Origin of the sequence: Bradyrhizobium sp. 44 (assembly GCF_023073095.1) — a bacterium.
In the GTDB taxonomy this organism is placed as follows: Bacteria; Pseudomonadota; Alphaproteobacteria; order Rhizobiales; family Xanthobacteraceae; genus Bradyrhizobium.
Map to the genome: position 1 here is coordinate 591,549 of NZ_JADPIY010000014.1, position 18,728 is coordinate 610,276.

14 protein-coding genes are annotated in these 18,728 nt (G+C 64.7%); 9 read left to right on the forward strand and 5 right to left on the reverse strand.

Features of this window, described 5'->3' with window-relative positions; translation table 11 throughout:
* The first annotated feature begins 59 nt into the window (after positions 1-59).
* From gap to IVB41_RS13745, 8 genes are all read left to right on the forward strand, one after another.
* On the forward strand, positions 60-1,067 hold the full coding sequence (gene gap, locus IVB41_RS13710; protein WP_247431871.1) for a type I glyceraldehyde-3-phosphate dehydrogenase: 1,008 nt from the start codon (positions 60-62) through the stop codon (positions 1,065-1,067).
* Between the two features lie 33 nt (positions 1,068-1,100).
* Positions 1,101-1,259: a hypothetical protein gene (locus tag IVB41_RS13715; RefSeq protein ID WP_247406375.1), complete on the forward strand. Its 159-nt coding sequence runs from the start codon at positions 1,101-1,103 to the stop codon at positions 1,257-1,259.
* Positions 1,256-2,452 carry a phosphoglycerate kinase gene (locus tag IVB41_RS13720; RefSeq protein ID WP_247431875.1) on the forward strand — a complete coding sequence of 399 codons (1,197 nt, stop codon included), beginning with the start codon at positions 1,256-1,258 and terminating at the stop codon, positions 2,450-2,452. Before IVB41_RS13715 ends, IVB41_RS13720 begins: the two co-directional genes overlap by 4 nt.
* 66 nt (positions 2,453-2,518) lie before the next feature.
* Complete coding sequence (gene fba / locus IVB41_RS13725; RefSeq protein WP_027570269.1) at positions 2,519-3,586, forward strand: class II fructose-bisphosphate aldolase; 1,068 nt, start codon at positions 2,519-2,521, stop codon at positions 3,584-3,586.
* Positions 3,587-3,753: 167 nt separating this feature from the next.
* Complete coding sequence (locus IVB41_RS13730) at positions 3,754-4,779, forward strand: class I fructose-bisphosphate aldolase (RefSeq protein WP_247431877.1); 1,026 nt, start codon at positions 3,754-3,756, stop codon at positions 4,777-4,779.
* A 3-nt stretch (positions 4,780-4,782) separates the two neighbouring features.
* On the forward strand, positions 4,783-5,457 hold the full coding sequence (locus IVB41_RS13735) for a thiamine phosphate synthase (protein WP_247431880.1): 675 nt from the start codon (positions 4,783-4,785) through the stop codon (positions 5,455-5,457).
* 8 nt (positions 5,458-5,465) lie between these two features.
* Positions 5,466-6,560, forward strand: a complete 1,095-nt coding sequence (locus tag IVB41_RS13740) for a tetratricopeptide repeat protein (protein ID WP_247283888.1) — start codon at positions 5,466-5,468, stop codon at positions 6,558-6,560.
* 112 nt (positions 6,561-6,672) lie between these two features.
* The gene (locus tag IVB41_RS13745; RefSeq protein WP_247283884.1) at positions 6,673-7,458 is read left to right on the forward strand and encodes an inositol monophosphatase family protein; all 786 of its coding nucleotides are present in this window, start codon (positions 6,673-6,675) and stop codon (positions 7,456-7,458) included.
* Between the two features lie 33 nt (positions 7,459-7,491).
* Here the strand turns inward: IVB41_RS13745 and IVB41_RS13750 are convergent, their stop codons facing one another.
* The 5 genes from IVB41_RS13750 to IVB41_RS13770 all read right to left on the reverse strand — a co-directional run bounded on the left by IVB41_RS13750 (position 7,492) and on the right by IVB41_RS13770 (position 17,481).
* On the reverse strand, positions 7,492-8,622 hold the full coding sequence (locus IVB41_RS13750) for an AAA family ATPase (RefSeq protein ID WP_247431883.1): 1,131 nt from the start codon (positions 8,620-8,622) through the stop codon (positions 7,492-7,494).
* A 282-nt stretch (positions 8,623-8,904) separates the two neighbouring features.
* Complete coding sequence (locus IVB41_RS13755) at positions 8,905-12,057, reverse strand: efflux RND transporter permease subunit (RefSeq protein WP_247431886.1); 3,153 nt, start codon at positions 12,055-12,057, stop codon at positions 8,905-8,907.
* A 6-nt stretch (positions 12,058-12,063) separates the two neighbouring features.
* Positions 12,064-13,257: an efflux RND transporter periplasmic adaptor subunit gene (locus tag IVB41_RS13760; protein WP_247283864.1), complete on the reverse strand. Its 1,194-nt coding sequence runs from the start codon at positions 13,255-13,257 to the stop codon at positions 12,064-12,066.
* A gap of 307 nt (positions 13,258-13,564) precedes the next feature.
* On the reverse strand, positions 13,565-16,165 hold the full coding sequence (locus tag IVB41_RS13765; protein WP_247431889.1) for an autotransporter outer membrane beta-barrel domain-containing protein: 2,601 nt from the start codon (positions 16,163-16,165) through the stop codon (positions 13,565-13,567).
* A 296-nt stretch (positions 16,166-16,461) separates the two neighbouring features.
* Positions 16,462-17,481 (reverse strand): cyclopropane-fatty-acyl-phospholipid synthase family protein, encoded by a 1,020-nt coding sequence (locus tag IVB41_RS13770; RefSeq protein ID WP_027570261.1) that lies wholly within the window; start codon positions 17,479-17,481, stop codon positions 16,462-16,464.
* A gap of 219 nt (positions 17,482-17,700) precedes the next feature.
* Between IVB41_RS13770 and IVB41_RS13775 the strand changes: the two genes are divergently transcribed.
* Complete coding sequence (locus tag IVB41_RS13775; RefSeq protein WP_247359542.1) at positions 17,701-18,726, forward strand: flagellar motor protein MotA; 1,026 nt, start codon at positions 17,701-17,703, stop codon at positions 18,724-18,726.
* The last annotated feature ends 2 nt before the right edge of the window (positions 18,727-18,728 follow it).

Here is an 18,728-nt window from a genome sequence, read left to right on the forward strand (position 1 = left end):
CCTCGCAGGCGCGCTAGCGCGTTGTGCGGGATGACAACGGTCATTGAAGGAGACGAAACATGGCAGTCCGCGTCGGAATCAACGGTTTTGGCCGCATCGGCCGCAACATCCTGCGGGCCATCGCCGAGTCCGGCCGCAAGGACATCGAGGTCGTCGGCATCAACGACCTCGGCCCGGTCGAGACCAATGCCCATCTGCTTCGCTTCGACAGCGTCCATGGCCGTTTCCCCGGCACCGTGACCGTCGATGGCGACACGATCAGCCTCGGCGGCAACAAGATCAAGGTGACCGCCGAGCGCGATCCCTCGAAGCTGCCCTGGAAGGATCTCGGGATCGACATCGCGATGGAATGCACCGGCATCTTCACCTCGAAGGACAAGGCCTCCGCGCATCTGACCGCTGGCGCCAAGCGCGTTCTCGTTTCTGCGCCCGCCGACGGCGCCGACGCCACCATCGTCTACGGCGTCAACCACGACACGCTGACCCGGGAACATCTGGTCGTCTCCAACGGCTCCTGCACCACCAACTGTCTCGCGCCGATCGCCAAGGTGCTGAACGACCTCGTCGGCATCGAGACCGGCTTCATGACCACGATCCACGCCTATACCGGCGACCAGCCGACGCTCGACACCATGCACAAGGATCTCTACCGCGGCCGCGCGGCTGCGATGTCGATGATCCCGACCTCGACCGGCGCCGCCAAGGCGATCGGCCTCGTGCTGCCGGAACTGAAGGGCAAGCTCGACGGCGTCGCGATCCGCGTGCCGACCCCGAACGTCTCGGTCGTCGACCTCAAGATCGTCGCCAAGCGCGCCACCGATCCGAAGGAAATCAACGAGGCGATGAAGCGTGCCTCCGAGCAGCAGCTCAAGGGCATCCTCGGCTACACCAGCGCGCCGAACGTCTCGATCGACTTCAACCACGACCCGCACTCCTCGACGTTCCACGAGGACCAGACCAAGGTGCAGAACGGCACGCTGGTGCGCGTGATGTCCTGGTACGACAATGAGTGGGGCTTCTCCAATCGCATGGCGGACACTGCCGTGGCGATGGCGAAGGTGATCTAACCAACACGCGTCACGGCGCAGCCGGAGAACGCCATGACCTCGCAACTCGTCGCCCTCGCGCTCCTCTTGGCGTTGATGGGCGGCCTGTTGTTCCTGTTCTTGCGATCGGGCTCGAAGATCAAGCCCGATCCGGATCGGAAGATCGAGGACTGGCCCAACATTACCCAAGGCGGTTCAGGGGATCCCTCGTGACCAACAAATTCCGCACCCTCGACGACGTCGACGTGAAGGGCAAGCGCGTGCTGCTGCGCGTCGATCTCAACGTGCCCATGGAGAACGGGCGCGTCAGCGACGCGACCCGGCTCGAGCGCGTCGCGCCGACCATCACCGAAATCTCCGACAAGGGCGGCAAGGTCATCCTGCTCGCGCATTTCGGTCGGCCGAAAGGACGCGATGCCAAGGACTCGCTCAAGCCCGTCGCCGAGGCGCTGTCGAAGGTCGTGAAGAAGCCCGTAGGCTTCGCCGACGACTGTATCGGCGAGCCCGCAGCCAAGGCCGTGGCGGCGCTGAACGACGGCGACATCCTCTGTCTGGAAAACACCCGCTTCCACAAAGAGGAAGAGAAGAACGATCCGGCCTTTGTCGCGGAGCTCGCAAAACTCGGCGACATCTGGGTCAATGACGCGTTCTCGGCCGCGCACCGCGCCCATGCCTCGACCGAAGGCCTCGGCCACAAGCTGCCCGCCTATGCCGGCCGCACCATGCAGGCCGAATTGGTCGCGCTGGAGAAGGCGCTGGGCTCACCGACCAAGCCCGTCATCGCGATCATCGGCGGCGCCAAGGTCTCGACCAAGATCGACCTGCTCGAAAACCTCGTAACCAAGGTCGACGCACTCGTGATCGGCGGCGGCATGGCCAACACCTTCCTGCACGCCCAGGGCGTCGGCATCGGCAAGTCGCTGGCCGAGAAGGATCTCGCCGCGACCGCGTTGCGCATCATGGAAAAGGCGGAAGCCGCCAACTGCGCCATCATCCTGCCGGTCGACGCCACCGTCGCCTATCATTTCGCGGCCAACGCGCCGTCGCACGCCTATGGCCTCGACGCGATCCCGGCCGACGGCATGATCCTCGACGTCGGTCCGCAGTCGATCGCGCGTGTTCATGCCGCGATCGACGATGCGGCGACGCTGGTCTGGAACGGACCGCTCGGTGCCTTCGAGATGCAGCCGTTCGACCGCGGCACGATGTCCGCCGCCAAGCATGCCGCAGAGCGCACCAAGGCCAAGAAGCTGGTCTCGATCGCGGGCGGCGGCGACACCGTCGCGGCCCTCAACCAGGCCCATGTGGCCGGTCAGTTCACCTATGTCTCGACCGCCGGTGGCGCATTTCTTGAATGGATGGAAGGCAAGCCCCTGCCCGGCGTCGAAGTTCTGCGCACCAAGTAATCGGTCGGCAAGTCGTAGCCGCCTTCAAGCAGTGGCCTTGCAGGCCCAAACGGGAGAAAAACACAGATGGCTCGGATCACGTTGCGTCAATTGCTCGACCATGCGGCGGAGAACGATTACGGCGTCCCGGCCTTCAACATCAACAACATGGAGCAGGCGCTGGCGATCATGGACGCGGCCAACCAGGTCGACGCGCCCGTCATCATCCAGGCCTCGCGCGGTGCGCGCTCCTACGCCAACGACGTCATGCTCAAGCACATGATGGACGCGGTGACCGAGATCTACCCGCACATTCCGGTCTGCGTGCATCTCGACCACGGCAACGAGCCGGCAACCTGCATGACCGCGATCCAGGCCGGCTTCACCTCGGTCATGATGGACGGCTCGCTCAAGGCGGACGGCAAGACCCCCGGCGACTGGGGCTACAATGTCGGCGTCACCAAGACCGTGACCGAGATGGCGCATCTCGGGGGCATCTCGGTCGAGGGCGAGCTCGGCGTACTCGGCTCGCTCGAGACCGGCATGGGCGACAAGGAAGACGGCCACGGCGCCGAGGGCAAGCTCAGCCACGACCAGCTCCTGACCAATCCGGATGAAGCCGTGAAGTTCGTCCAGGAGACCCAGGTCGACGCGCTCGCGATCGCGATGGGGACGTCTCACGGCGCCTACAAATTCACCCGCAAGCCCGACGGCGACATCCTCGCCATGAACGTGATCGAGGAGATCCACCGCAAGCTGCCGAACATGCATCTCGTCATGCACGGCTCCTCGTCGGTGCCGCAGGACCTCCAGGACATCATCAACGCCTATGGCGGCAAGATGAAGCCGACCTGGGGCGTGCCGGTGGCCGAGATCCAGCGCGGCATCAAGAACGGCGTGCGCAAGATCAACATCGACACCGACAACCGCATGGCGATGACCGGCCAGATCCGGAAAGTGCTCAAGGACAATCCGGAAGAGTTCGACCCGCGCAAATACCTGAAGCCCGCGATGGAAGCGATGACCAAGCTGTGCAAGCAGCGGCTCCAGGAATTCAATACCGCTGGCCAAGCCTCCAAGATCAAGAAGGTGCTGACCACGGCCGAGATGGCCAAGCGCTACGCCAAGGGCGAGCTCGCCCCGAAGGTGGCGTAGCCAGCCCCACTTTCTCCGTCATTCCGGGCGGTAAGCCCGGGATGACGCCTTGTTGCCGGCGCCAAAGCCCCTCCCCCCTTACCCTGCGACGAACGTTAACTCGGCATTTGCCCGAGAACGGTCTATTTTCACCGGCAAGGGCAGAATCGTTTTGGGAGGACATCTCGATGAATCTGACTGAGCTGAACAGGATCGCGACCGCTCTGGTCGCGACCGGCAAGGGCATCCTCGCCGCCGACGAATCCTCAGGCACCATCAAGAAGCGCTTCGATGCGATCGGCGTGGAATCGACCGAGGAGAACCGCCGCGACTATCGCGAGATGCTGTTCCGCTCGAACGAAGCCATGAGCCGCTATATCTCCGGCGTCATCCTCTATGACGAGACGATCTGGCAGAACGCAAAGGATGGCACGCCGCTGGTCAAGCTGATCGAACAGAGCGGCGCCATTCCCGGCATCAAGGTCGACGAAGGCACGCAACCCCTGCCGATGTGCCCGGGAGAGCTCGTCACCGTCGGGCTCGACAAGCTCGCCGAGCGCTTGAAGAAATATTACGAGCGCGGCGCGCGCTTCGCCAAATGGCGCGCGGTGATCGACATCGGCAGTGGCATCCCCTCGATGACCGCGATCAGCGTCAACGCCCACGCGCTGGCGCGTTATGCAGCGCTGTGCCAGGCCGCGCAGATCGTGCCGATCGTCGAGCCCGAAGTGCTGATGGACGGCGATCACGACATCGATCGCTGCTATGAGGTGACGAGCCGTGTGCTCAACAAGACGTTTCAGGAATTGCGCGTGCAGCGCGTCGCGCTCGAGGGCATGGTGCTGAAGCCGAATATGGTAGTCCCCGGCAAGAAGTCTGCGAAGCAGGCTGCCGCCGAGGAGGTCGCGGAGAAGACGATACGGCTGCTCAGAGCGTGCGTGCCCGCGGCGGTGCCCGGCATCGCCTTCCTCTCCGGCGGCCAGTCGGACGAAGAGGCAACGGCGCACCTCAACGCCATGCACAAGCTCGGCCCGCTGCCCTGGGGCCTGACCTTCTCCTACGGCCGCGCCCTCCAGGCCGCGCCGCAGAAGGCCTGGTCCGGCAAGGCCGAGAACATCGCAGCCGGACAAGACGCATTCAGTCATCGCGCGCGCATGAATGGCCTCGCCGCCAAAGGCGAATGGCAAAGCAGCCTGGAACAGAAAGCGGCCTAGATCTTGTCGAACAAATCTCCTCCGCCGCGCCCGGCGCCGCGCCTTTATCTCGCGACGCCCGTCGTCGACGATCCCGCTTCGCTTCTGACCGAGCTGCCCGGCCTGCTCGCCGCCGCCGACGTCGCGGCCGTGCTGTTGCGTCTGAAGGTGACCGATCAGCGCACCATGATCTCGCGGATCAAGGCCTTCGCGCCGCCGGTTCAGAAAGCGGGCGCCGCGCTGCTCGTCGACGGCCATCCTGAGCTCGTCGCACGCGGCGGCGCCGACGGCGCGCACCTGCCCGGCATCGCCGCGCTGAAGGAGGCGCTGCCATCGCTGAAGCCCGACCGCATCGCCGGCGTCGGCGGGCTGACGACGCGGCACCATTCCATGGATGCCGGCGAGATCGGCGCGGATTACGTGCTGTTCGGCGAGCCCGACGCAAAGGGCCAGCGGCCGTCGTCGCAAGCGATCGCCGAGCGGCTGGACTGGTGGGCCGAGCTGTTCGAACCGCCCTGCGTCGGCTTTGCCATCTCGCTGGAGGAGGCCCACGAATTCGCCGCCAGCGGTGCCGATTTCGTGCTGGTGGGCGACTTCATCTGGGCCGATCCGCGCGGACCCAAGGCGGCGCTGATCGAGGCCGACGCTGCGATCAAGAAGGCTCATGCGACTGCGCTTGCAGAACAGGAGCACGGCTAGCGCCCGTCATGAAGCTCCCGCGCATCACCATCCTGGCCACGCTGCTGCTCACAGTGCCCGCGGCCGCGCAGCTCCAGATCACGCCGCCCGTGGCAACGCCGAACCCTTCAGCCGAGAAAAGCAAGGACAAGCCGAAGGCCACGCCGCACACCATCACCAAGAAGAAGGAAGCAGCGCCGGCACCAAAGCCTTCAGCTTCCCCCAAGCCTTCAGCCTCTCCAAAGCCTGCTCCGGCCGCGACCGTGATCCCGGCGCCTCCGGCCGACAATCCCAACGTCGATCTGGTGTTCGGCGCCTATCAGCGCGGCCAGTACAAGACCGCCTTCGAACTCGCCACCGCTCGTGCCGAGACCGGCGATGCCAAGGCGATGACCATGCTGGGTGAGCTCTATTCCAATGCCATGGGCATCCGGCGCGACTACGCCAAGGCACTGCAATGGTACAAGCGCGCCTCCGACGCCGGCGACCGCGAGGCGATGTTCGCGCTCGCCATGCTCAGGATGTCCGGCCGTGGCGGCCCGGTCGACAAAAACGAGGCGGTCAAGCTGATGGCGTCCGCCGCCAAGCTCGGCGAGCCCAAGGCGGCCTATAACCTCGCGCTGCTCTATCTCGACGGACAGACCCTGCCGCAGGACGTCAAGCGCTCCGCCGAGCTGCTGCGCCAGGCGGCCGATGCCGGTCTGCCCGAGGCGCAATACGCGCTCGCGACCTTCTACAAGGAAGGCACTGGCGTGCCGAAGGATTTGGAACGGGCGGTGCGTCTGCTCCAGGTCGCCACGCTGACCGACAATGTCGATGCCGAGGTCGAATACGCCATCGCGCTGTTCAACGGTACCGGCACGCCGAAGAACCAGCCGGCGGCCGTCGCCCTGCTCCGCAAGGCGTCCCGCCAGGGCAGCGCGATCGCGCAGAACCGGCTGGCCTGGGTGCTGATCAACGGCATGGGCACGGCCGTGGACAAGGTCGAGGGCTTCAAATGGCATCTGGTGGCCAAGACCGCCGGCAAGGGCGATCCGGAGCTGGACAAGCAATTGTCCGATTTGCCGGCCGAGGACCGGGCCAAGGCCGAGGCCGCCGCCAGGAAATGGCTCGGGGCCAAATGACTTGGCACCGAACGAACTGAAGCAATGACTTGACGTTGGCCCCCTCGCAGGGCACCCCATCCTTCAAACAGGTGCGATTTCGCGCCATCTCCCCGATCAAGACCGGAAGCTCATGCTGTATTCCGCAACTATCAACGTCATGGTCAAGGCCGCGCGCCGCGCCGGCCGCAGCCTCAAGCGCGATCTCGGCGAGATCGAGCATCTCCAGGTCTCGCTGAAGGGACCGGCGAATTTCGTCTCGCTGGCCGACAAGCGCGCCGAGGAGATCCTCTACCAGGACCTCGCCAAGGCCCGTCCCGGTTACGGCTTCATCGGCGAGGAAGGCGGCACGCGCGAGGGATCCGACAAGAGCCACACCTGGATCGTCGATCCGCTCGACGGCACCACCAACTTCCTGCACGGCATCCCGCAATTCGCGATCTCGATCGGGCTGTCGCGCGAAGGCACGATCATCGCCGGCGTGATCTACAACCCCGCCAATGACGAGCTCTACATCGCCGAGCGCGGCAAGGGCGCCTTCCTCAACGACCAGCGCTTGCGCGTGGCCGGCCGCCGCCAGCTCAACGAATGCGTGGTGGCCTGCGGCCTGCCCCATATCGGCCGCGGCGACCACGAAGAATTCCGCCGCGAGATGACCGCGATGCAGGAGCGCGTCGCCGGCCTTCGCCGCTTCGGCGCCGCTTCCCTCGACCTCGCCTTCGTCGCCGCCGGCCGCCTCGACGGCTACTGGGAACGCAATTTGCAATCCTGGGACGTCGCGGCGGGCCTGATCATGATCCGCGAAGCCGGTGGGACGGTGACCGACATCGACACGCCGGGCGACCCGTTGGTGACCGGGAATGTCGTGTGCGGGAATGAATTCGTGCACGGGGAATTGGTGAAGATTTTGCGGAAGTAGGCCGCAGTAGCACGACGGCTCGATCTACGACGTTCAAGAATCGTCGTCCTCGTCATCTTCCTCGTCACGATATTCACCGCCAATGGTCAGGCCCTCGATCGCCGTAGCGCCTTTCGACTTGATGACCCGGCGAAGCGGGACCGAACTCTCGCTTCGCAGTGCGTCCATCAGCTGTTCCGAATGGGTGACGATCCAGATGTCGGCGCGGCGCGATGCCTTGGCGATGAGCCGGGCCAGCGGCGCCAGCAGCGACGGATGCAGGCTGGTCTCGGGTTCGTTCAGCGCAATGAACGGCGGCAGCCGGTAACCCATGAACACCGCGAGCAGGCAGATGTATTTCAGTGTCCCGTCGGATAGTTCATGAGCCCTGAACGGCCGCGGCATGTCCGGCAATTGCAGAGCGAATTCGCACCTGCCATTTTCTTCCCATGCGCGGAGTTCGGCGCCCGGGAATGCATCCTGGATTGCGTCCTGCAGGTCGTTGGCGTCTTCCCGAATGACATAGAGGGTCGCCAGGGTGGCAGCCAGATCGATTCCATCGGCGCTGAGCGAGGGCGTCGCGATCGCGAGACAAGGCTTTCGTATCGGCGACGCCGGATCGGTGCGAAAGTCATGATAGAATCGCCAGCCCAGCATTGCATTTCTGATCAGGTCGATTTCCGGGCATTGCTTGCCGTCGGAAAAAGCCGCTAGCGCAGTCTCTGACGGCAGCACTGCATCCTTGTGAGCGTTCCAGGCGCCGCTCTCGCCGCGGACGCTGATGAGCGAATTGATACGCTCCATCAGCTTGATCCTTCGTTTGCCGTGTGTCGCCTCGATAATTTCGGTCTTGATCATCGGCTCGCCGGAAAACGCGGCCTGAAGCGGGCTCGGAAACCCCAGCTCGATGGAATAGCTCATGCTGTCGAATGTGGCCGAGAGCCGCAGCCGACGGTCTTCGCCTCGTTTGCGTGTGCCGGACCAGCAGACCGAATTCAATCCGCCTTCATCGGCGATCATGCGGGTGATCTGACCGGTCGCCGCGTCGCGCAACAGCGACAAGGACTTGTAGAGATTGGATTTGCCGACTCCATTCTCGCCAACGAACACGGACAAGGGATGGATGGGTATGGAGAGCCGCCGAATGGAGCGATAATTCGAGATCGCAATGTCGGACGGACGCATCACATGCTCTCGATCGGCGGGTGCCCGGGCATTCGCGGGCACGGTGCGAATACGTTGTTTCAATCCAGGGATGCAGTCTGGATTGAGGCCTCCGAGAAATCAAGCCGACCAATCCGGCGTTCAGTGGCCGACTCTCACCAGCGCAAACCCGAACGGTCATCATCCGCGAAGGCGGATGATCCAGTATTCCAGAGCGTCTGTTGGGTGCGGAAAGGCCGCGGCGTACTGGATGCCCCGCCCCCCGTGCGCAATTGCGCACTAGGCGGGGCATGACACCTCACCTTACGGCTTGGCCGGCGCGGGCGGCCCGTACATCTCGGCCTCCTTCGCCACCTTCTCCCGATCCCCACCCAGCACGCGTTGCACCGAGACGAAGAACACCGGCACCATCAGCAGCGCCAAAATCACCACCGCGATCATGCCGCCCATCACGATGCTGCCGAGCGCCTGCTGGCTAGCGCCGCCGGCGCCGTGGGCGATGGCCATCGGCAGCACACCGCAGATGAAGGCGAGGCCCGTCATCAGGATCGGACGGAAGCGCAGGCGGCAGGCCTCGATGGTGGCATCCACCAGCGGCTTGCCTTCTTTCCGCAGATCCTTGGCGAACTCGATGATCAGGATCGCGTCCTTGGCCGCAAGGCCAATGATGGTGATCAGGCCGACGGTGAAATAGACGTCGTTGGGCAGGCCGCGCAGCATCGCTGCGACCACGGCGCCGACGATGCCGAGCGGCACGGTGAGCAGCACCGCGAGCGGAATGGTCCAGCTCTCGTAAAGCGCGGCCAGGCACAGGAACACCACGAACACCGAGAGTCCGAGCAGGAACGGCGCCTGCGAACCCGACAGTTTCTCCTGGAGCGACTGTCCGGTCCATTCATAGCCGAACCCGCGCGGCAGCTTGCCGGCGAGCCGTTCCATCTCGGCGATGGCATCGCCCGAGGTGAAGCCGGGTTTCGCCTCGCCCGAGATGCGCACCGCCGGATAGTAGTTGAAGCCGGTAATCTGCGTCGGTCCGCGCGCCCATTCCACTGTGGCAAAGGACGAGAACGGCACGAGCTGGCCGCGGCTGTTCTTGACGTTGTAGTTGAGGATGTCCTCGGTCCGCATGCGGTCGCGGGCATCGGCCTGCACCACGACGCGCTGCATGCGGCCGCGGTTCGGGAAGTCGTTGATGTAGTTCGAGCCGAGATTGGTCGAGATCGTATTGTTGATGTCCTCAAAGGTGACGCCGAAGGCGCCGGCCTTTTCGCGGTCGATGACGAGATTGACCACGCCGGCCTCGGGCAGGCCTTCGACATAGACCTTCTGAAGCACAGCGCTTGCATTGGCCTCCGCGATCAACTGATCGGCGGCGCGCATCAAGGCCGGATAACCCTTCTGGCCGCGATCCTGGAGGCGGAACGAGAAGCCCGAGGAGTTGCCGAGATTGTCGATCGGCGGCGGCTGCAGCGCGGAGATCTTGGCGTCGCGGATCGACGATGACAGATCGCGGTTGATGTCGGTGACGATCGCCGCTGCAGAATCCTTCGGCCCGCGCTCCGACCAGTCCTTCAGGGTGATGAAGGCCTGCGCGGTGTTCATGCCCTGGCCGGAGAAGCTGAAGCCGGTGAGGAAGGTGACGTTGTCAACGCCCGGGCGCTGCGCCAGGTATTTTTCCACTTTCTCGATCACCGCCTCGGTCCGGCCATAGGACGAATCCGACGGCGTCTGCACGTCGGTGGTGACGAAGCCCTGGTCGTCGACGGGCAGGAAGCCGCCGGGCAGGTTGACGAAGGCCCAGGACAGGCCGGCGAGCAGCGCGACATAGACCAGCATCAAGCGGCCGGTGCGCTTCAGCGAGAAGCCGACGGTGCGGGAATAGCCCTCCTTGCTGCTGTCGAGCATGCGGTTGAACCAGCCGAACACGCCCTTCTTGGCATGACCGTGGCCGGCAGCGACGGGCTTGAGCAAGGTCGCACACAGCGCCGGCGTCAGCGACAGTGCGAGGAAGGCGGAGAAGCCGATCGCGGCGACCATGGTCACGGAGAACTGGCGGTAGATGATGCCGACCGAGCCCGGGAAGAACGCCATCGGCACGAACACGGCCATCAAGACCAGCGTGATGCCGATAATGGCGCCGGTGATCTGCGACATCGCTTTCCGCGTCGCTTCCTTGGGCGGCAGCCCCTCCTCCGCCATGATGCGCTCGACGTTCTCCACCACGACGATGGCATCGTCGACGAGGATGCCGACCGCGAGCACCATGCCGAACATCGAGAGCATGTTGATGGAGTAGCCGGCGAGCAGCAGCGTGGTACAGGCGCCCAGCAGCGCCACGGGCACCACGATAGTCGGGATGATGGTGTAGCGGATGTTCTGCAGGAACAGGAACATCACGACGAACACCAGCACGATGGCTTCGACCAGCGTCGACAACACCTTCTTGATCGAGGCCTCGACCACGGGCGTGATGTTGTAGGGAATCTCGTAGCCGATATTGGCAGGGAAGAAGCGAGACAGCTCCTTCATCTTCGCTTCGACGGCGCTCGCGGTCGCCAGCGCATTGCCGGTCGGCGACATCAGCACGGAAAGGCCGGCGGTCGGCTTGCCGTCGAGACGGGTGTTGAACTGGTAGCTGAGGCCGCCGACCTCGATGCGCGCGACGTCGCGCAGCCGCACGGTCGAGCCGTCGGCATTGGCGCGCAGGATGATGGTGCCGAATTCATCCGGGGACGAGAGCTGGCCCTTGACCAGCACCAGCGCGGAGGTGCGCTGGGTCGCGGTCGATGGCTCGGCGCCAATGCTGCCCGAAGCGACCTGCGCGTTCTGCGCGGCAATGGCCTTGTTGACGTCGTCGGCGGTCAGGCCATAGCCGACCAGCTTGGCCGGATCGACCCAGACGCGCAGGCTGCGTTCGGTCGAATACAGCGTGGCGCGGCCGACGCCGGGAATGCGGCGGATCTCGCCGAGCACGTTACGAATCATGAAGTCGCCGAGCCCGACCTCGTCCAGGCTGCCGTCGGTCGAGTTTAGCGTGATGATCTGGAGCACCGCGCTGGAGGCTTCCTCGATCAGGATGCCCTGCTGGATCACGGCGCGCGGCAGCCGCGCCTCGACGCGCTTGATGCGGTTCTGCACCTCGACCGAGGCGGCGCTGGTATCGGTGCCCGGCACGAAATTGGCAATGATCTCGACCTGGCCGAGCGAGTCGCTGGTCGATTCGAAATTGAGGATGCCGGAGGCGCCGTTGAGCTCCTCCTCGATCAGCCGCGTGACGCTGTTGTAGAGGTTTTCGGGCGAGGCGCCGGGATAGCTGGTCGAGATCGAGATCGAGGGCGGCGCGATGATCGGATATTGCGCGATCGGCAACAGCGGAATCGAAATTGCGCCGACCAGACAGATGAACAGCGCGACCACCCAGGCGAAGATCGGCCTGTCGATGAAGAAGCTCGCCATGGCGCGTTACCGCGTCAGCTTCTGGGCGTGCCGATTGTCGGCGGTCGCATCCGCTTCCGACCAGGATTGCGGCTTGACCTTGTCGCCGGCGGCGAACTTCTGGAAGCCTTCGACCACGACCTTGTCGCCGGCCTTCAGTCCCTCGGTGACGAACCAGATTCCGTCCTGCACCGAACCGGTGCGCACCGGCTGCACCGCGATGTGGTTGTCGTCCTTGACGACGAATACCTCGCTGCCGCCGCCGCCATTGCGCTGGATCGCCTGCTGCGGCACCGCGATCGCATCGCTATCGAGGCCCTGGTCGATGCGGACGCGGACATACATGCCCGGCAGCAGCTCGCGCTTGGGATTGCGGAACTCGCCGCGCAAGGTCACCTGACCGGTATTGGCGTCGACCTTGGCGTCGGAGAACAATAGTTTGCCGTCGAGCGAGTAGAGGGTGTTGTCGTCGAGCACGAGATGCACCTTCGCGGCATCTGGCGCGATGCGCTCGAGGTCGCCGCTCTCGAAGGCGCGGCGGAGCTGGTTGAGCTCGTTCACGGACTGGGTGAAATCCGCATAGATCGGATCGAGCTGCTGAATGGTGGCCAGATTGGTCTCGTTCTGGACCGCGAGCGCGCCCTCGCTGACCAGGGCGGCACCGACGACGCCGTCGATCGGCGCGCGCACGGTGGCGTAGTCGAGATTGAGCTTGGCGCGTGCGAGGTCGGCCTTGCGGCCCTCGACCTCGGCATGGGCCTGGCGCTCGGCCGCGATCGCCTTCTCGTTCTCGGCTTCGGGCGCGGCGCGCTGGGCTGTGAGCGTGGCGATGCGGCGGGCCTGCTGCTGGGACTGCATCAGCGCGGCCTCGGCCTTGGCGACCGCGGCGTCGTTGGCCATCACCTCGACCTCGAACGGACGCGGATCGATCCGGTACAGCGGATCGCCGGCCTTCACCTCGCTGCCCTGTCGGAACAGGCGCTCGACCACGATGCCGGAGACGCGCGGCCGCACGTCGGACACCCGCGTCGGCGCAATGCGGCCCGGCAGCTCGCGCACCACGGCGCGCGGCTGCGGCTTGACGATGACGATGCTGACATCGGGGTCGTTGGGCTGGGCTGCTGAAATGGCGGAGCTGGATTCGTCGCAGCCTGCCAACAGCGGCGTAAAGGCCGCGAGCATCATTGCAACGCATGCCGATCGCGCGCGAAGTCCTGACATGAAGTTAAGTGCCCCGATATTGTTGAAACTGATCACGCGCCGCGGGGCCCGTTCTGGGCCATGGCACGCGGCTGATGCCGTCAAAATAGAGGGGACGTGCTGCGACGCAACGCACCTTGCGGGCGGCCCAATGTCACACGGCCTATGCTGCTGAAGTCAGGACGCTTTTTGCGCCTCACCCGATTGTGAGTCCGGTTCCATCACCGCGTGCCGCGACGGAACATCGCAGCCGAGCGATATCCCATTTGAATCATCTGCGGCCCAGCCGGCGTTCCAGTGGCATGACGCTCCGATGCGAGCGCATGCTTCACCACGTCAAGCGGAAGCCCCCGGTGCCCTTGTAGTTGCGGTTGTCCGAGCCGTTGTTGAGGCTCGCATTGTAGGAGACTTCGCCGAAGACAGCGTAGCGCCCGTTGGCCCAGCTATAGGTGCCGCCGCCGCCGATGCTGCCCCACAGTCGGTCTTGCGCATTGGCAAAACCGGTGCCGGCGACATCGACGTTGGTGCCGTTGAGAAACTCGTAACGCAGATTGGCGATGCCGTAGACGTCGGAGCGCACGATGCCCGTGCCGTCGTTCCAGGTCCTCTGATGGTTGAGTGCAAGCCCGGCGCGGCCGAGCAGGCTGTCGCCATCACGCAACGCGACCGGCGCGCCGAACCGATCGGCAAAGCCGTCGAAAGCGACCTTCGCATAGGAAAGCTGCGCCTGCGGCGTCAGCAGCCAGCCATTGCCCAAACCGATCCGCTTGCCGGTTTCGGCGCTGAAGGCATAGCCGAACCCCTCATTGCCGTGGATCAGGCTGCCGGCCAGCACGGAACTGAGATCGCTGCGATAGAACATCGACTGCGCCTGACCGTCGACATAGAAGCCGTTGTCGCCATACCAGGTCAGCGTGCTGCCGACGCCCGTCCCCTCGACGCGGATGCGCCCGTTGCCGAAGAACGACGCGACATCGGCGGTCGTCAGGCCGTATTGTGCCGTGAGCCCGACGAACAACCGGCCCCGCTCGTTCTCAAACGCAAGGCCATCGAGCCCGGTCTGCACTTTCAGATGGTCGGCCTTGTAGGTCGAACCCGCAGTGTTGGAGGGCTGCAAATCCGAATGCCCGCCTTCGATGCGGCCCCAGAACGCCGTCGGCGCCGATGACGCCGCGCCTGGCACCGTCGCGTCCCCGGCGCGCGCCATCGCATCGCTGCCGCCCCAATAGCGGTTGCCGACGCGCTGCTGCAGCGTCGGCAGATCGTCCATGCCGAGCAGCACCTGCGCATAGTTTTCGTACAGCGGAACGCCCGGCTGATAGAGTGGACCGGCGGGTGTCGCGGGCGGCGGGTTGAGCAGGCTTGAGCGCAGATACCAATCGCCGTCGCCCGGGCTGGCAATGCCGTTCTTCTGCAACGTATAGGCATAAGCGCCGCCGACCACCGCCTGCTCGCCGTGAAAAACATAGCTGCCCAAAAGCGAAAAGCTGCCGTTGGACGCGCCGACCACATCGATCACCTTGATGCCTTCGCCGGTCTGCGCGCCGGTGCCGCCGACATTGGTGACGCGCAACGACGACGAACCGGACGTGCTTCCCTGCACGCGCAACAGATCGGTCTGAGAGCCATCGCCGCCGAGCCGCGTGTTGAGCTGCACGGTGCCGCCACTGCCGACATAATTGCCGGCCACGGTCAGCGTGGTGCCCGGCGCGCCGCCGAGGCTAACCATGCCGGCGTTGGCCAGCGAAGTGAGCGTTTGATTGAAGCCGGCAAGGTCGAGCGTGCCGCCGGAGGCTACCGCAAAGGCCGAGGCCGCGCTGAAGGTGTTCGCGGCTCCGGCGCGCAAAGTGCCGCCGTTCACATTGGTCGCGCCGTTGTAGGTATTGGCGCCGGCCAGCGTCTGGGTGCCGCCAGTGAGCGTCAGGCCGCCGGTGCCGCCGATCACGCCGGCAAACTGATCGTTCGCGTTGGTGATGGTGAGATTCTTCGCACCCAGCGCGACGGTGCCGGTTCCTGCCAGGCTTTGAATGCTCGTGCCGGCGGCAGTGATGCCCGAGATACTGAAGGTTCCGTTTGCCACGACCCGGCTTGACGCGGCTGCCGAGCCAGTAACGGCGAGGGCAAGCGTGCCCGTCTGGATCACCGTCGCACCGGTATAGGTATTGGCTGCGCGGAGATTGAATGTACCTGTGCCGGTCTTGGTCAATCCGCCGACGCCGGAAAAACCGGAGCTCGCGCTCACGGTGAAAGCCTGGGTGTCGACGGTCAGCCCGCCTGTGGCGATGTTGAGTGTTCCCGCCGAAAATCCACCGATGAAGAAGGCGGTATTTATCCGGGCGCGCAGGATGGCGTTATCGAAATTGACCTGTCCGGTTCCGACAGCGACGCGTGCGAGAGTGTTCGTCTCGAGTGTGCCGCCACTATTGATATTGAGCGTGCCCGCGCCGCCAGCGAAGGTTCCGAGCGCAACCCCTGATTGGGCGACGACTCTGGCGCCGTTCTGGATGTTGAGTGTGCCATTGCCACTGGCGCCGATTTCGATCTGGTCGCCGGATGTAATCCATTGCGAACCGGCGCCGCTGACAGTCACGGTGCCGTTGTTCCCGCCTGCGACTCCAATTGCGAGAGACGCGCCGTTGCTCGTCAGCGTGCTGCCGTTCTGAATCGTCAGACTGCTGGAAGATCCGCCAAGGAAGAGGCTTCCGGTCGCTCCGACTGCCGCGCCGCCGATGCCGAGCACGGTCGGGTTTGGCGAGGTCGTATTGATGTTGACGCCGTTGCCCGCGATTGGGACCACTCCGCCCGACCAGTTGCTGCCGACCGTCCAGTCATTGCTGGTCGTACCGGTCCAGCTTTGGGCGGAGGCGGATGCTGTGGACAGGGCTATCAGTGCCGCTGCCGAGGCGCTTGCCAGAAGCAAGCGAAGCATTCGCGTCCGGGTGTCGCTGGATCGAGAGCGCTGCGTCCGTTTCAGACTCCTCCGCAGCGGATCATCGTGGTGTCGTCGGATCGAGGCAGCACCGATGCATTCGCGCATACGTCATTCCAATTGCGTCCGCACCGTTCGGGGATGCGGATTTATGTCGTCCACGAAGGACAACCACGACGATAGGCGAGCGGAAATGATCAGACAACAATCGCAACATGTTCCTGCAAAGAAAACGCGCAGCGTGTGCCGTTTGCGCAACGAAAGACGCTTAACAAATTCTTTCGAGTGTCCGCGCCTTATCCCGCCGCCTTCATTCGATAGTGGCTGACGCCCCACTCGGTTCCGTCGGCGTAGCCGAACAGGCCCGAGGTCGCAAGAAAGAACCAGCGCCAGCGTCGCATCTGCAGGGCGGTCTCCTCGCCATGGATGTTGCGCAAGGCCGCTTCGATGAAACAGCGATGGGTGTCGAAATTCGCGAGCCAGTCGTTGGCGGTGCGCTGATAATGCGTGCCGCTCCAGCACCATTCCTTCTCGACCGTGAAGATATCGTCGAATTGCCTGACGAGGTGATGGCTCGGCATCAGCCCGCCCGTTGAGACGCGCTGCGCGATCCAGTCGTCGCGATCGGCCCGGTCGAACAGGTGAGAGCCGGAGCGATGGGCGACGATGTGCATGAAGAAGCGCCCCTCGGGCGCGAGCCATGACCGCAGGCGCGTCATCAGCTTGCGCCAGTTCATCACGTGCTCGAACATCTCGACCGAGACGATGCGGTCGAATTGACCGTCAGGCGCGAACACGTTGATGTCCGCCGTGACCACCCGCAGGTTGAGGAGACCGCGCAGCCGTGCCTCTTCCTCGATATGGGCGCGCTGCGCCTGCGAGCTCGACACCGCCGTCACCTTGGCGTGCGGAAACTGTCGCGCCATCCACAGCGACAGCGAGCCCCAGCCGCAGCCGAGCTCGAGGATGGTCTGGCCGTCGGCGAGAGCGGCATGCTCGGCGGTCTGGCGCAACGCCTCCTCCTCGGCCTCCTGCAAGGTGGTCGCGTCCGTCTTGTAGAAGCAGCAGGAGTATTTGCGGTTGGGACCGAGCACCTTCGCAAAGACCGAAGCGGGCACCTTGTCATGCCCAGCCTCCGCGTCCTCGGCGATCGGCCGCAGCATCATCCGCCCGGCGAAGGTGGCATCGTCGGCCCCGCCCAGCGCGGACAGGCGCGTCACCGTGCGCGAGCACAGGCGCTGGATCGCCGCGCGGATCACGACATCAGGCAGCGGCACCCGTTCGGCAGTCCCGATGATCGCGGACACGACGCTCATGCGACGACTCCGTCTTGGGCGGCGGGTTTTGGGCGCCAGGAGGAAAAGTGCGACTTGAACCTGTGGAATGCCGACGATTTGCAAAGTACGTCCTTACCAAAGCCCGGTTTCAGCTTTGGGTTCCCCAGCTCTCCCTGAAATCGGCGCATCCGGCGCTTTTTTTGGGCTGGCGCTGTGCCATAGTGCGCCCCGCAAGCAAGTTAACGGATGATACCGGCCATGCCGCCAGGCGCCTCGCCCCGCTCCTCCCTCGACATCGAATACACCAAGCTATCCTCGCCCAGCGTCTTCCTGGTGCGGATGCTGGTCTTCCTGGTGCTCTGCGCCCTGGTCGGGGTGGTGCTCTACAAGCAGATCATCCAGGCCTTCTTCGCCAATCCCGGGCTCAATGCCCTGATCGGCGGAGTGCTGTTCATCGGTATCATCCTGGCCTTCCGCCAGGTGATCCGGCTGTACCCCGAAGTGTCCTGGGTCAACAATTTCCGCATCGCCGATCCCGGCCTTGCGCCCGCCCGCCACCCCAAGCTGCTGGCTCCGATGGCGATGATCCTCGGCGGCGAGCGCACCGGGCGGATGTCGATCACCCAGACCACCATGCGGCACCTGCTCGATTCGATCGCGACCCGCCTCGACGAGGCCCGCGACATCTCCCGCTACATGACCGGGCTTCTGGTCTTCCTCGGCCTCCTCGGCACCTTCTGGGGCCTGATCGAAACGGTCGGCTCGGTCGGCAAGGTGATCGACGGGCTCAAGGTCGGGGGCGATTCCGGCGCCCTGTTCGACACGCTGAAAGAGGGGCTGGCCGCCCCGCTCGGCGGCATGGGCATCTCGTTCTCGAGCTCGCTGTTCGGCCTTGCCGGCTCGCTCATCCTCGGCTTCCTCGATTTGCAATCGAGCCAGGCGCAGAACCGTTTCTACACCGATCTCGAAGACTGGCTTGCCACCACCGTGCGCGAATATGGCAACGGCGAGGTGGCGGTCGCCTCCGGCGGTGGCGGCGGTGGCATTGCCAGCGGCGAGCTTCAGGCCGTCGTCGAGCGCTTGCGCACGGTGCTCGAGGAAGGCAGCGGCAGCCGCGGCACCACCGCAGCGATGGCGAGCCTCGCCGAAGCCATCCAGGCGCTGGTCTCGCATATGCGGACCGAACAGCAGATGATCCGTGAATGGGCCGACGGCCAGGGCGAGCAGAACCGCGAGATCCGGCGCCTGCTGGAGCGCATCGCGCGTCAGCCCGAGAAGGGTTAACG

Coding starts and splice junctions, on each gene's coding strand:
- IVB41_RS13740 (WP_247283888.1), top strand. CDS start 5,466: ATGAAGCTCCCGCGCATCACCATCCTGGCCACGCTGCTGCTCACAGTG.
- IVB41_RS13770 (WP_027570261.1), bottom strand. CDS start 17,481: ATGAGCGTCGTGTCCGCGATCATCGGGACTGCCGAACGGGTGCCGCTG.
- IVB41_RS13715 (WP_247406375.1), top strand. CDS start 1,101: ATGACCTCGCAACTCGTCGCCCTCGCGCTCCTCTTGGCGTTGATGGGC.
- IVB41_RS13760 (WP_247283864.1), bottom strand. CDS start 13,257: ATGTCAGGACTTCGCGCGCGATCGGCATGCGTTGCAATGATGCTCGCG.
- IVB41_RS13745 (WP_247283884.1), top strand. CDS start 6,673: ATGCTGTATTCCGCAACTATCAACGTCATGGTCAAGGCCGCGCGCCGC.
- IVB41_RS13730 (WP_247431877.1), top strand. CDS start 3,754: ATGAATCTGACTGAGCTGAACAGGATCGCGACCGCTCTGGTCGCGACC.
- IVB41_RS13755 (WP_247431886.1), bottom strand. CDS start 12,057: ATGGCGAGCTTCTTCATCGACAGGCCGATCTTCGCCTGGGTGGTCGCG.
- fba (WP_027570269.1), top strand. CDS start 2,519: ATGGCTCGGATCACGTTGCGTCAATTGCTCGACCATGCGGCGGAGAAC.
- gap (WP_247431871.1), top strand. CDS start 60: ATGGCAGTCCGCGTCGGAATCAACGGTTTTGGCCGCATCGGCCGCAAC.
- IVB41_RS13765 (WP_247431889.1), bottom strand. CDS start 16,165: ATGCTTCGCTTGCTTCTGGCAAGCGCCTCGGCAGCGGCACTGATAGCC.
- IVB41_RS13750 (WP_247431883.1), bottom strand. CDS start 8,622: ATGCGTCCGTCCGACATTGCGATCTCGAATTATCGCTCCATTCGGCGG.
- IVB41_RS13775 (WP_247359542.1), top strand. CDS start 17,701: ATGCCGCCAGGCGCCTCGCCCCGCTCCTCCCTCGACATCGAATACACC.